The organism is Roseomonas sp. BN140053 (genome assembly GCF_047690175.1).
In the GTDB taxonomy this organism is placed as follows: Bacteria; Pseudomonadota; Alphaproteobacteria; order Acetobacterales; family Acetobacteraceae; genus Roseomonas.
In genome coordinates, this window is sequence record NZ_JBLLEB010000063.1 from 1 (window position 1) to 13346 (window position 13346).

The window sequence follows — 13346 nt, forward strand, 5'->3', positions numbered from 1 at the left end:
ACCGCCGCGCCGGCGAGGCAGACCTCCCAAGGCCCGACCTGCAGAGCCGAACGCCACCTGACCACCCAGCACCTGGGGAAATTTACTTCGGCACTTCTGAGGAGAATCCGGTCGGCGTTGACAATCCCCGACGATGGCACCCCAAAGCCGTGGGTTCTCCGTCCAGGTGTAGTCCCGTTCCTTGGGCTGGATGGCCCAGCTGTCGTCGATGACGCTGGCGCAGGCCACCAGGGCGGCGAGCGCCACGCTGACCGGGTCAACACCCATCCGACCAGCCGTGTCCGTCACGAAGCCGTAGAGAGCATCGGGGAGATGCTCGGGGCGCAGCTCCGGCACGCCGGTCAGGTCACCGTCGGCCAGGAAGTCTACCGGCTCCGGCCAGGGCTCCTCCTGCGGCTCGGGGCGGCTCCTCTGGCGTCCACCGGTGTCAGCGGCCTGATCGTCCCCCGTACGACCGGAATGCCAGCCGAGGTCATCGGGGCGACAGCGGAGCCACTCGCATAGCAGGAGGGCGGCCTCCTTGGGCGTCGGCGCACCGCCGTGCTCCAGGACGAGGTCGATCGGTGTCTTGCTTTCGCGGGTACCGAAATCGTGCCCGCCCTCGGTCTCGTGCACGGAGATGTCCTCCTCCAGCCCGCGGCCGAGGTCGGAGGAGTGGACCCGCCAAGCCCCGGGCGGCTTGGCGGCATTGGGCTGCCAGTAGCCCTGGGGAAACAGCCGTAGAAACCAGCACTGCACGTCCTGCAGCGCGCGAGCATTCACGTTGCGGAAGAAGTCTCCCTCCCGCTGCCCCTTGCCACTGCGTTCTGCCCGCGGGCGCTCGGACGACCGAGCCTCGTCACCCGGCTGTGCCCCGGTCTCCTTGATGGTGCGCCCACCAGCCTTGCGGATCAGCACCTCGGCGGCCGCTAGGAACACTTCCACGCCAGAGGTGGTGACCAAGGGCAGCTGCTGCAGCGGAACGACATCAGGACCCGAGTGCGGCCAGTCGTAATCGGTCTGGGTCAGGGGGTGGATGCCGTAGGCGACGAACTGCTGTCCCTTAGCGAGGATCTCGACCTGAGCCTTGCCGCCATCGGGCAGCCGGAACTCGGGCGTCGTGACCTTCGCCGCTGCCTCAGTGGTCCGATAGCAGAGGAGGAGCTTGGGTGCCTGTCCGATGCGCCGAAGCGGGGTCTCGCCGAAAAGGCGCAGTGCCAGTTCCTCGATCTCCTCAGCCAGCCCGGGGAGCAACACATCGATGTCTACGGCGAGGAGTTCCCCCGTGCGCAGACCGGTGTTGGTGCAGTTCCGCAGGTTCCCGCTGCGCCAGCCACGGACTGTGTCGGTGTCGAGCGACACCGATTGCCATTCCCGCAGCGCCGGACGCTTGCCGGGGGACTTGCCGGGCGCATCCGGTCCCACGACGGGAATGGGCTCGTAGCCGGCGCTGAGCAGCTGCAGACGCAGTTCGGTGATCGGATCGCGGGCCGTCATGCGCGGACACCGAGCAGACGGCCGCAGGTGAGCCGAAGCCAGGTGAGGGCAGACAGCCCAGCGCTGACACCACAGCGCAGGGCGTCGAGGGTGACAAGCAGGTCCATGGCCGGGTGCCTAGCCCTGCACCGCGGGGTGGTTGTCGGTCGGCTGGAACCCGACCGCGTCGTGCCGCTGCGCGGCCTCGAACGCCTCGATATCCTCCAGGCGGTAGGCGACGCGGCCACCGAGCTTGAGGTAGCACGGGCCCTGGTTCAGCCACCGCCAGCGTTCGAGCGTCCTCGGGCTGATACGCCAGCGGCGAGCCAGATCGACCTGGTTCAAGTGCTTGATAATCATTGCGCTTCTCCTCGTGACCCATCGAAGGGCCACGGCGAAGATCGCGGCGAGGGCGGGAGAAAATCGACGCCGATAGAGGGAGAAGAACAGGGAGAAAATCGCCCTACACGTCGAACCCCCAACGGCCACCGACCGATGACAGGTGCGGCGCCAAGAGGGCCCACTTCTCCTCGCCGAAGAACCGACGCAGGCTGCCGTGCTCGGTCAGGTCGCGAGCTCGGAACCGCTTGCCACTCTTGTGCGCGGCCACGAGCTTTCGAACCACGGCGATTTGCGGCTCGGAGCGGAAGTGGATCGGGTCTCCGTCCAGGATCACGAGGGTGCGGCCGTCCTCCGAGAGCTGGATCGGCCCTCCGTGCTGCGAAGGCGTCGTACCGCTGATCCGGGCGGCCAGGATCCCGCCCGAGACGGTGAGTGAGTCCGGTGCGACGAGTACATCCCGCACGGGCACGATCGAGGTTCCTGGCAAGCTGAGCTCATCCAGGCTCGTGTCCCGCGTGCTGGTCAGCAGCACGCGCAAGCGCGGGTGAGGCCGGGCCGCGAGCGCAGCTTCCACCTGCCGCTGCACCGCCCTTTCCGAGAGACGACGCGCGAACCAGAGAGAGTTACGCTGCGGTCGGTTCCTTAGGCGCACCTCGCCCAGCTCCCACGCGAGCCCCTCGACCTGTACGGTCGGTTGCCAGCGCGCAGGGAGGTCAAGCTCGGCAGCGATCGCGGCGAGGGCGACGGCCACGTCGACGCGGCGGCGCAGCAGCCTCTCCGGTGGCACCAACACCGGACCTCCCGTCGGGCTGAAGCCGGCAAGGCCACCCAGCGTGTCCGACCAGAACAGCGACACGGGAACGTCGTCATCGTCGCCCGGCACCGCCGCGACATCCTCGTGGCCGTCCGGCACCAGCAGCCCCGCGCCGACCAGCAGCGGCACCTCGTCCGGGTGCATCTCGGCTGCGGCACCCGAGATGAAGAGCTCGCGCTGCTCCAGCAGGGTGAGCAGGAGTGCGACCGCGCCCGATGTCAGGGTGGCCGCTGGCATCTCAGAGGTCCCGCAGCAAGCCCCAGCGGCGCAGGTACTTCTCGCCCACCAGCCGCTCCCGCTCGGTTCGGTCCTTGAGGTCGCAGCCCTTCGGCATGGAAATCCGCACCGGCAGCGTCCGCCGGCCACGCCGGCCCGGCGTGCCACGGAAGGTGATGGTGAACTGTGCCTGGACGAGCAGGTAGTTCTCGAGCCGCTGCCCCTGGTCGCGCAGTCGCTCCTCGGCCATCTGCCAGATGCTGCGGTCCGAGCCGCGTCGGCACTCCAGCGTGATGCGCTCGCCTTGGCTACCGTAGGGCATCAGGCGTAGCTGGCCGACCCGCACGGCCTCGATGCCATCCTCGGGGTCGCTGGGAAAGGCGAAGGGCCTGCGCAAGCGCTCCAGGCTGTACTGCCGCACCCGCAACCGGTCGCCGACGAAGAGACTGCCGAGCAGGTGACTGGCAAACAGCCGCACCAGCTCCTCCCGTGTCTCTGCGACAGGCGCGACCACCTCGGCGGTGCCGTTCTCCGGCTCGTAGGTGAGCGCTGCCTCGATCACCGGTCGCCAGGGCCGGCGGTCGAGCCTGCCGTCGACGAATTCGCGAATGTCGCCGGCACGACCTTCGCGGTAGATGGCGACCTGCACCAGCGTGGCATCCTCGCCACCGAGGACCGGTCGGGCGCGGTCGCAGATCTCGACATGGACGTTGCGGCTGTCGAAGCGCTCGGCGATGGCCTGCTGGAAGGCCTGCAGCGCCGCTCCCTCGCGTGCCACGGTGCAGTCGCGCTGCAGGACGAAGCCCTCCCACAGCCGGCCGAACCGCTTGTCGTCGGCGTAGCGGACCTCCTCGGCATGGCTGAAGCCTGCTGGGTCGTGCTGAAACATCCAGAGGGCGCGGGCATGGCCGTTCTCGAGGCTGTCCAGGACGGCTGCGAAACGGGTCACCGAGTACAGCGCGGCCTCGCCGGCCTCGTCCGCCATCACGCCGAGCCGGTCGGCGTCGGTGAGGAGCTTGGTCCTGGCTTGGTCATCCAACGCGTCCACGGCCTGCAGGAGAGGCGCGACGACGGCGTTTGCCGGCCCATCCCAGGGTAGCTCGGGGAGAGGTGTCCCGAGCGAAGCGAAGTAGCTGCGGAGAGCTGCGGGCGGGGTACTGCGGAGGAACTGGGCAACAGTCGGCACGGTGCTGGGGGCTCCGACACGAGGTGGCGAATCGGGCCCGGGGGGAGGGCCCACGCCATCTGAGCGGATCGGGGTTCGTGTTTCTACTTTGTTCTTCTCTCCGTTTCGCTAGTCGATTGTTTTTGCTGTTATCGCTTCTCGGTGAGCCCGATCATGCCTGCGAACATGACGCGCCTCACTCCCAACCCCCACCTCGCCCCGCACCTGCGCGAGGTCTGCTCCATCCTGGCCACCGGCCTCCTGCGGCTCCGTGCCCACACTGCCGAGGAACTTGCCCGCGACGCGGCCCAGGCCCGGGAGCGAGGAGAGAGTTCGCTACACTTCGGTCCCGAACAGAGCGGTGGTGCAGCTGTCCAAACCCGGAGAGCCGCATGAGCCGACGCCGTTCCACCCCAGCCCACGACGCCGGCCCGCCATCGGTGACGGCAATGCTGCCCGCCATCCCGCGTTCGGACATGCTGGGCCGCTTGGCCGCGCTCCGGAGTGCCTCCACGCCGGCGCTGAAGCAGCAGTGGCGCGAGCTGTTCGGCCAAGCACCGCCGCGGTTCCACCCCCGGACTTACCTGCGGAGCCGGCTGGCTTACCGCATCCAGGAGCTGGCCTACGGTGGCCTGCGCCCGGAGACCGTGGACCGGCTCGTGGCGCTCGGCGAGCAGCTGGACGGCGGCAACGTGGTGCTGCGGCGCATCCGGGCCGACCACCGCCCACTGCCCGGCACGCGGCTGCTGCGGGAGTGGGCTGGCGTGGAGCACGTGGTCACGGTGCTGGCCGACGGCTTCGAGTGGGAAGGGCGGCCCTACCAGTCGCTCTCCGCCATCGCACGCGCCATCACCGGCACACGCTGGAATGGCTGGACCTTCTTCGGGCTGAAGGGGAGGGCAGGGGCATGAGCCGCAAGGCAGCCTCCCTGACGCCCGCAGCGCCCGCCCCAGTCCGCCGGCTACGTTGTGCCGTCTACACCCGCAAGAGCACCGAGGAGGGGCTGGAGCAGGCGTACAACAGCCTCGACGCCCAGCGTGACAGCTGCGAGGCCTACGTCGCCAGCCAGCGGGCGGAGGGCTGGACGCTGGTGCCGGACCGCTACGACGACGGCGGTGTCTCGGGTGCTACCCTGGAGCGCCCGGCCCTGCGCCGCCTGCTGGCCGACATCGAGCGGGGCTTGGTGGACGTGGTGGTGGTGTACAAGATCGACCGCCTGTCACGCGCCCTGATGGACTTCGCCAAGCTGGTGGAGCTGTTCGACGCCCACCGGGTCACCTTCGTCAGCGTGACCCAGAGCTTCAACACCACGACGTCCATGGGGCGGCTGACGCTGAACATCCTGCTCTCGTTCGCGCAGTTTGAGCGCGAGGTGATCGGGGAGCGGATCCGGGACAAGTTCGCCGCCTCCCGGGCTCGGGGCATCTGGATGGGTGGCAAGGTGCCGCTGGGCTACGACGTGCGCGACCGCAAGCTGGTGGTCAACGAGGCCGAGGCGGCCACCGTGCGCCGGGTGTTTGAGGGCTTCGCGGAAGTGCAGTCGGCCACCACCCTGGCCCGGCAACTCCGGGCGGAGGCGCTGACGGGCAAGTCGGGTCGGCTGCTGGACAAGGGCGACATCTACAAGCTGGTGCACAACCGGACGTACCTCGGTGAGGCGACGCACAAGGGGCAGAGCTTCCCGGGCGAGCACCGGGGCATCGTGGACCGGGCGCTATGGGACCGGGTGCATGCGGTGCTGGCGGTCAGCCCGCGGGCGAGGGGCAACGGCCGTCGCAACCAGAGCCCGGCCTTGCTGCGTGGCCTGATCTTTGGGGCAGACGGGCGAGCGATGTCGCCCACGCACACGCGGCGGCGGGGGCGGCTGTACCGCTACTACGTGAGCCAGGGCGCGCTGAAGGGCACCGGGGCTGGCGAGGAGGCTGACCCCGCCGTGGTGCGGCGCATCTCGGCGGCGGAGATCGAGACGGCGGTCATCACCCAGGTGCGGACGCTGCTCTGCCAGCCGGAGGTCATCGTGGGCACCTGGGCGGCGGCGCGGGCCAGTGACCCCGACCTGACCGAGAGCGAGGTGCGGGCTGCGCTGGGCAGCCTGGAGCCGCTGTGGGGAGAGCTGTTCCCGGCGGAGCAGGCGCGGATCATCGGGCTGCTGGTGGAGCGGGTGACGGTGTCGGCGAGCGGGGCGGACATCCGGCTGCGGGTGGCGGGGCTGGCCAGCCTCGTGCGGGACCTGGGGGCGGGCAGGGCTGCCGTGCTGGAGGCAGCGGCGTGAGCGGCGCGAGGCCCGGCACCAGCCCCACCCCGGGGAGCATCACGGTGCAGGTGCCGCTGGCGGTCCGACGCCGGCCAGGGCGCAAGACGATCGTCACGCCGGAGGGTGTCAGTACTCCCGGTGGCGGCACTGCGACCGCTGTCATTCGCACCCAGGCCGACCCAGCGCTGCTAAAGGCGCTGGCGCGGGCGCACCGCTGGAAGCGGCTGCTGGACGAGGGGCGGTACGCCTCGCTCACGGAACTCGCCGCAGCGGAGAAGCTGGAGCGCGGTTTCCTGGGCCGGCTGCTGCAGCTGACGCTGCTGGCGCCGAACATCGTGGAGGCCGTCCTAGACGGTCGTCAGTCGCCAGGGCTGGGGCTGCCCCGGCTCATGGAGCCGTTTCCGACCACCTGGGCCGAGCAGGAAGCGGCACTCAGGATCAGCACCAACAAGTCTGTAAGTGAGGGTCAGAGCTGACGCTAAACGCAATCCAGCTGCAGCCCGCGTGAGAGGTGACGCCGCTACAGGCGATCGAGCAGCGCCGGACCGACGAAAAGGCTTGGACGTCATTTTCCGCTCCTTGTGGTGCGACAGTCCTTCGCCTCACCTGTCATGCTGCCCTATCGATGTTCCCTCCTTCGAAGTGAGAATGCCCGTGGACGCCAGCTACCGGTTCGGGATTGAGGAGGAATACTTCCTCGGTGACGCCACTACCCGTGGCACCCCGCGCCGCACGGTGAAGAATTTTCACGCCGCTGCCCACGGCCGGCTACCCGCGGCGGAGCGCGAGCTGCTGCAGAGCCAGATCGAGGTAGCCTCGCCGCCCTCGACCGACTTCGCCGAGGCGCGCGGTGTACTGGCAGGGCTACGCGCCGACCTGGCCGCCATCGGACGTGAGCACGGCGTCCTGGTGCTGGCGTCGGGCACCCACCCGTTGGCTCGCTGGTCGCGCCAGGCACACACCGAGGCTGAGCGGTATGAGGGGCTGATGCGCGACCTGCGGATGCTCGGTCGGCGCAACGTGGTGTGCGGCATGCACGTGCACGTCGAGGTGCCCCGCCCCGAGGCGCGCGTTGACCTGATGAACCGTCTCTTGCCCTTCACCCCGACGCTGCTGGCACTCTCCACCTCGTCACCGTTCTGGCAGGGGCGGGCCACCGGGTTGTCCGGCTACCGGTTGTCGGCGTTCGGTGAGATGCCACGCACCGGTTTGCCCGATCTGTTCGCCGACGAGGCCGACTACGCCCGCTACGTGGCGACGATGACCCGGACCGGAGCGATCAAGGACGCCAGTTTCCTGTGGTGGACGCTGCGGCCGTCGCTGAAGTACCCGACGCTGGAACTGCGGGTGGCTGACGCCTGTACGCGGTTGGGCGACACCATCGCCATCGCTGCCCTGTACCGCTGCCTGGTGCGCCTAGTTGACCGGCGGCCGGAGCTGAACCGTGGCCTGACCGGAGGGGACCGGGCAATCGCGGCGGAGAACCTATGGCGGGCGCAGCGCGACGGCGTGCGTGCGAAGATGATCGACCCAACGTCGGGGGAGGCGGTGTCGTTCGGGGCGCACCTCGAGGAGCTGTTGGCGCTGGTGGCGGACGACGCGGCGGCCCTGGGCTGCCACGCCGAGGTTGACGCTGCGCGAGCTATTGCCACCAGCGGCACCAGCGCTGACGAGCAAGCAAAGCTGTTCGCGGAAGCGCGGCAAAGCGGGCTGGAGGAGCGCGAGGCGCTGAGACCGGTGGTGGACTGGCTCGCCGAGACCACGGCTTCAGGGCATGGTTAAGCCGCGCCACCGCCAAGAGCCTGGACTGCGGCTTCCTTGGGCGGTTGCTGCAGCAGCCCCTGCTCACGCCGGACATCGTGGAGGCCATTTTGGATGGTCGCCAAGCGTCGGGGTTGAAACTGCCCCGGCTCATGGACCCGTTTCTGACCACCTGGGCCGAACAGCAGAAGGTGCTAGGCGTCAGTTCCCGACCGAGATGATCGGCATGCGCCCGGCCCAAAGCGCTATGCTCTGAACAGCGATGTCGATCGTGAAATGGATGTCGAAGCCCGTCGGCGTGGACAGGACTGACGCGCCCAACATCGCGGTCCCTCTGCCGTCACCGCGCCCAATCAATAGGCGGACATGGATCCGTGGGTTCCTGCGCACTCGGGGCGGCTGATGCAGGAGAGGCTGCATCTTGGAGCGGCTGGTGCCCCACGGTAGCCTCGCAGCAACTCACCAGGAGTTCTGCGATGCTCACGGTCGCCATTATGGCCCAAGGCGCTATGGGGGCCGGCGTCGCCCGGCGCCTCACGGGGCACAGCGTCGCCGTGGTCACCTGCCTGGACGGTCGTAGCCCGGCCAGCGCCGCACGCGCCACGGCTGCCGGGATGCAAGCGGTGGCGTTCGACGCGTTGGCCTCGGCCGACCTGTTCCTCTCGGTCCTCCCGCCCTCTGAAGCGCTGTCCATCGCAGAGCGGGTGGCGCCGCTGTTGCGTCCAGGGATGGTCTACGCGGACTGCAACGCGATCAGCCCGGCCCTGGCGGAACGCATCGGCACGATGCTGGCGCCGTCCGGCTGCGCCTACGTCGACGCCGGCATCATCGGTGGCCCGCCGCGAGAGGACAGCTACACGCCCCGCATCTACGCCAGCGGTCCGCACGCCGGGCGGCTGGCGGTGCTGGAGGCCCATGGGCTGCAGGTGCCGGTGCTGGACGGTCCGATCGGCGCGGCCTCGGCGCTGAAGATGTGCTACGCCGGCATCACCAAGGGGCTGACGGCGATCGGCAGCGCGATGCTGCTCGCAGCCGAACGAAGCGGCGCTGGCGAGGCACTGCACGCCGAACTGGCCGACAGCCAACCTGCGCTGCTCGCCTGGCTCGGGCGGTCGGTACCCGGCATGTTCGACAAGGCCTACCGCTGGGTTGGCGAGATGGATGAGATTGCTGCCTTCGTCGGCCCGGAGCACGGCGAGGGCGACATCTATCGCGGTGCTGCGCAGCTCTACGCTCGCTTGGCGGCTGACCATGCCGGAGCTGGGGCGGAGATCGGAGCGCTGCGGGCCGCGTTGACGCCGAGGCGGCGGGACTGACTACCGGCATGAGATGAGATGGAGAGCCGCATTCCGTGGCCGCCCTGCGCCCAAAGCGGTAATCTGGACGCTCCAGCCAGTTATCCCGTAGCGGACGCGGGAGGTAGGGCTAGCTTCGTCTGGACTAGATGGATGATCTCGGGATTGCCACGGTGCTGAATACCGCCTTGTATTGCTTACGAGGGGGACGATCGTTGATGGCTAAGACTGACATCCAATGGGTCGCCTGAGAGCAAATGCCTACCCTCCAAGAGTTTTGGGATCCAAACGAGTGGGAGCTACACGCTTTCGGTCTGCTGCAAGATCGCCACGGCGCGACCAACGTCATGAAGGTGCCAGCCCGGCATAAGGGCGACTTCGGCATTGACTACTACTGTGTATCCGGTCGAGTGGCCTACCAGTGCTATGCTGTCCAGGAGCCGGTAGAAGTCGATGACCGCGCGACAAAACAAAAGGCGAAGATCACCAAAGACTTGAACAAGTTCTGCTCGCGCGCCGAGGTCGCAAAACTTTTCGTGAGCAGCGAGGTCGAGCGGTGGATCCTTGTCGTGCCAATCCATGACAGCGCACAGGTGAACCTGCACCTCAGCGCGAAAACTAAACACGTCAGATCGCTGAACCTGTCCTACGTGGCCCCTGATTTCGAAGTTCTCGTCCACGATCTCGAAGGTTTTGACCCGACCTCCGTGGCAACGCGGGCTTTTCACCGTCAACAAATATCGTTGCCACCGCAGCCAGCTACGGCTGCACAGATTAGCAGCTGGACGCAGGCGTCAAATCCGCTCGTGTCCGATCTATCCCGAAAACTTACCAAGCGCATCGGTCCCAGGGATCCGGCAAAGCTGGACGCCGCTGTGCAAGATATGGTTGGACTATTCCTGGAAAAAGAGAACACGCTCGACTCGTTACGCCGAGATGCGCCTCATCTTCATGAGGCGCTCGCGGCGGTCATATCACGGCACGCTACACGCCTGTCCTTCTACGGCAGCCCCGAGGACGCCACCCCGTACTACATTCTCCGATCAGAAGTCGAGTCCTTGACCGCCGAGCTTAAGCAAAGCGTCCCGAACTTCTCCGACGGAAGTGCCCAGCAGATCGCTCTGGGAGCAATCGCGGAGTGGCTGCTTCGCTGCCCGCTCGACTTTCCTCCCTACGGCCATGCCGCATAGTTTCCTCGACAGCCTGCTTGACGGACCGTTCAAGCTTACCTCCCGGCCGGAACCGGTGGCGGGCGATCTGCGCATGTCTTGGGGCATAGCGCTCGTCATTCTTATTCTCGGCCGAAGCCGGGGTAAGCGCGCCAGCCTGCAAAAGCTACATTTTATGGCCCACTCAGCAAGGACAAAGGAAACCCGGGAAGAGGTCAGGCGCGTATTCGCTGGCACTTACAGCTCGGCCGACCTCGTGGTCCGGGTGGAGCCGTGGTTAAACCGCGCGATTGCATTTGCTACGGCAGCCAGCCTGGTCACGCTTGAGCATGGTCGAGCCGTGAAGTTGACCGACGGCGGTGTCAAAACGCTCGAGCGGTTATCCTCTGCTGAATCCGTCATGACGGAAGAAAAGGAGTTTCTAAACGTCATCAGCCCGCTCGCTACTGAGGCCGCTGTAGACAGGGTTATGCGGATGGAGCGCCTGCTGTGACGCTGCTGATCCGGCATCTCCGACTCAGGGCCGAGACCAGCTCTGGGCCATTCGGGGCTGATATCCCGTTCAGCACCGGCCTCAACGTGCTCTGGGCAGACAACACCAAAGGCAAGTCCACCAGCCTGCAGGGTCTACTGTATGCTCTCGGTCTAGAGCGGATGCTCAGCTCACGCCGCGAAATCCCTCTGACATACGTCATGACATCCCATCTGGAGGAGGACGACAAAGCCGGCGTCAAGCATACGATCCTTGAGTCCTCCGTCTCGGTTGAGCTGGAGAACGGAGATGGTCAGGTCATTACCGTCCGGCGTGCGGTAAAATCCACCAAAGACACCAGGCTGGTTACCGTCTTCCAGGGGCCACAGCTTACGAACCCAGCAGGTCAGTTCGAACAGCGCGACTATTTCGTGATTGACCCAGGAGCCGCACAACGCGAAGCCGGGTTCCACCGCTTTTTAGCGGAATTCATGGGTTGGCAACTTCCAAGAGCACGCCGGTTTGACGGCAGCGAGACGATTCTCTATCTCGAAACCGTTTTCCCGCTTCTTTACGTTGAACAGAAGGCTGGCTGGTCGTCAATGCCAGCTGCCTTTCCCAACTACCTGCAAATCCGCGACGTCGGGCGCAGAGCCGTCGAGTTTCTGATGGGGTTAGACACCCACGAACTCGAACTTCGGCGCCAGCAGCTCGACATGGATTACTCCGCCAGCAGCTCCGCATGGTCAGCCAAGCGCTCGGAAATCTTGTCGGTAGCCGGGCTTGCGAACGCCCGCATTCAGGGGATTTCAGCGACCCCGACCATCTCCGCCGCTGACATCGAGGGTGCATTTCTGCAGGCTCCCTCGGGCGACAGATGGCAGCCGTTGGATGAAATTACGTCGGTACTCCGCAGCCATGTTGCAAAACTGCGCGAAGCCGAAATCCCTACGGCGGAAGACACATCCGATGCCGCCGCCGGAGAGCTAAACCAGCTTATAGAGATAGCCGCTGAGCAGAACGCCAGCCGAAATGCGCTCTTCCGCGCGCGGCAGGCAGAGATAGTGCAGCTGGCCTCCGTGCAGCGCAGGGTGGCCGCACTAGAGGAAGACCTGCAGAAAAACCTGGACGCGCAAAAGCTGCGCAACTTCGGCTCGCAAATAACCACTGCGTTTGCGGCAGACCATTGCCCAACCTGCTCACAGCCGATCCAGGATACTCTGCTGGCTCAGCAGGCGAGTGCGACGGTTATGCCCGTCGAAGACAACATCGAGTACATCAGGTCACAGCGGACCATCTTTCAGCGACTACGTGCGCAGGGCGAGGCCGCTATTTCCAGTCTTGACCAACGATTGGCTGCGGCAACGGTCGATGTGAACAACACCAATAGCCGCCTTAGAGCGTTGCGCGCCGACTTGGTCGCCCCGTCCCACTCTCCCTCGACCGCATCGTTGGAGGAACGCCTCCGCGCCGAAGCGCGCCTCGACACGCTTGAAGACGTGCAGCAGCAGTTCGAGCAACACAAATTGGCTCTCATTGAGCTTGCCGCTCGCCACGCCCGGATCCTCGCTGAACGGCAGTCACTCCCTGCGGACAGGCTGTCATCAGAGGACCAAGCCAAGCTGAACCGAATGACGCGCCTGATACAGCAGCAAGCCTCCAGCTACGGCTTCACCACATTCCCGGCGGGAGAGATCGAGATCGCACCAGACAGTTTTCGCCCGCAGAAAGAGGGATTCGAGATTGGGTTTGAGTTATCCGCCAGCGACGCTATCCGCCTAAAATGGGCATACCACTTGGCGCTTTTAGAGTTGTCACGGACAGACCGAACCAACCACCCAGGTTTCGTGGTATTCGATGAACCCCGCCAACAGGCTGCGCGCGAAATAAGCTTTCAGCGTTTGCTTGAACGAGCAGCCACTGCCAAAGCGGCGGGGCAGCAGGTGATCTTCGCAACGAGCGAAGATCGCGGACGGCTGGAAGGTTTCCTGACAAACTTAGATTGCAGCTATCAGGCTGTCGACGGCTACATGGTCAAGCCGCTAACCGGATTGCAGCAGTTTTAGCTAGCCCAGAGCAAGAGCGTCCGCTTGCGCCTGGTGCTCGCTTGAAAGCAGCCCCTTCGCTCACGGCCAACTTCAGCTGTTCGGCCGCTCTGGCTGCACAATGGGTGCTATGGGCTCCCTCTTACCAACCACTCGCCGAGCTTGGACCAGCGTCGGCGGGCGCTGCCGTTGCGCACTGCGATGCCGAGTGCCCGGCGATGCCCTACCAGCACCACTAGAGCAGATTCCGAGCGAACCGAATCAGAGGGCTTGCCCGGCTCGGGGGCAATCTGATTCAAGCTGCTGGCTGGGGTTGGAGGCCAGCGGCGATGGCGAAGACCTTGTCGGAGGACCTGCG

The 13346-nt window shown here is 66.2% G+C and carries 12 protein-coding genes; 8 read left to right on the forward strand and 4 right to left on the reverse strand.

The genetic code is table 11. From position 1 onward, the window contains the following. The 4 genes from ACLIBK_RS24700 to ACLIBK_RS24715 form a co-directional block, all read right to left on the reverse strand. Positions 1-1476: bifunctional DNA primase/polymerase (locus tag ACLIBK_RS24700; RefSeq protein WP_415389962.1), on the reverse strand; the 1476-nt coding region annotated here is incomplete at its 3' end. Positions 1477-1593: 117 nt separating this feature from the next. Beyond that, the gene (locus ACLIBK_RS24705) at positions 1594-1815 is read right to left on the reverse strand and encodes a helix-turn-helix transcriptional regulator (RefSeq protein ID WP_415389963.1); all 222 of its coding nucleotides are present in this window, start codon (positions 1813-1815) and stop codon (positions 1594-1596) included. Positions 1816-1918: 103 nt separating this feature from the next. After that, a complete protein-coding gene (locus ACLIBK_RS24710) occupies positions 1919-2848 on the reverse strand; it encodes a hypothetical protein (RefSeq protein ID WP_415389964.1) in 930 nt (309 codons plus the stop codon). Position 2849: 1 nt separating this feature from the next. Beyond that, entirely contained in the window at positions 2850-3866 is a 1017-nt protein-coding gene (locus tag ACLIBK_RS24715; RefSeq protein ID WP_415389965.1) for a hypothetical protein, read from the reverse strand. 518 nt (positions 3867-4384) lie between these two features. Between ACLIBK_RS24715 and ACLIBK_RS24720 the strand changes: the two genes are divergently transcribed. The 8 genes from ACLIBK_RS24720 (at position 4385) to ACLIBK_RS24755 (ending at position 13009) form a co-directional block, all read left to right on the forward strand. Then, on the forward strand, positions 4385-4903 hold the full coding sequence (locus ACLIBK_RS24720) for a DUF2924 domain-containing protein (RefSeq protein ID WP_415389966.1): 519 nt from the start codon (positions 4385-4387) through the stop codon (positions 4901-4903). After that, positions 4900-6264 carry a recombinase family protein gene (locus ACLIBK_RS24725; RefSeq protein WP_415389967.1) on the forward strand — a complete coding sequence of 455 codons (1365 nt, stop codon included), beginning with the start codon at positions 4900-4902 and terminating at the stop codon, positions 6262-6264. Before ACLIBK_RS24720 ends, ACLIBK_RS24725 begins: the two co-directional genes overlap by 4 nt. After that, a complete protein-coding gene (locus ACLIBK_RS24730; protein ID WP_415389968.1) occupies positions 6261-6722 on the forward strand; it encodes a hypothetical protein in 462 nt (153 codons plus the stop codon). Before ACLIBK_RS24725 ends, ACLIBK_RS24730 begins: the two co-directional genes overlap by 4 nt. A 178-nt stretch (positions 6723-6900) precedes the next feature. After that, positions 6901-8028 (forward strand): carboxylate-amine ligase, encoded by a 1128-nt coding sequence (locus ACLIBK_RS24735; RefSeq protein ID WP_415389969.1) that lies wholly within the window; start codon positions 6901-6903, stop codon positions 8026-8028. 455 nt (positions 8029-8483) lie between these two features. Continuing rightward, positions 8484-9323 carry a DUF1932 domain-containing protein gene (locus ACLIBK_RS24740; RefSeq protein ID WP_415389970.1) on the forward strand — a complete coding sequence of 280 codons (840 nt, stop codon included), beginning with the start codon at positions 8484-8486 and terminating at the stop codon, positions 9321-9323. A gap of 236 nt (positions 9324-9559) precedes the next feature. Continuing rightward, on the forward strand, positions 9560-10492 hold the full coding sequence (locus ACLIBK_RS24745) for a hypothetical protein (RefSeq protein ID WP_415389971.1): 933 nt from the start codon (positions 9560-9562) through the stop codon (positions 10490-10492). A gap of 55 nt (positions 10493-10547) precedes the next feature. Then, a complete protein-coding gene (locus tag ACLIBK_RS24750; protein ID WP_415389972.1) occupies positions 10548-10964 on the forward strand; it encodes a hypothetical protein in 417 nt (138 codons plus the stop codon). Further along, positions 10961-13009, forward strand: coding sequence for a hypothetical protein (locus ACLIBK_RS24755; protein ID WP_415389973.1), 2049 nt, complete (start codon positions 10961-10963; stop codon positions 13007-13009). Before ACLIBK_RS24750 ends, ACLIBK_RS24755 begins: the two co-directional genes overlap by 4 nt. Positions 13010-13346 lie beyond the last annotated feature (337 nt).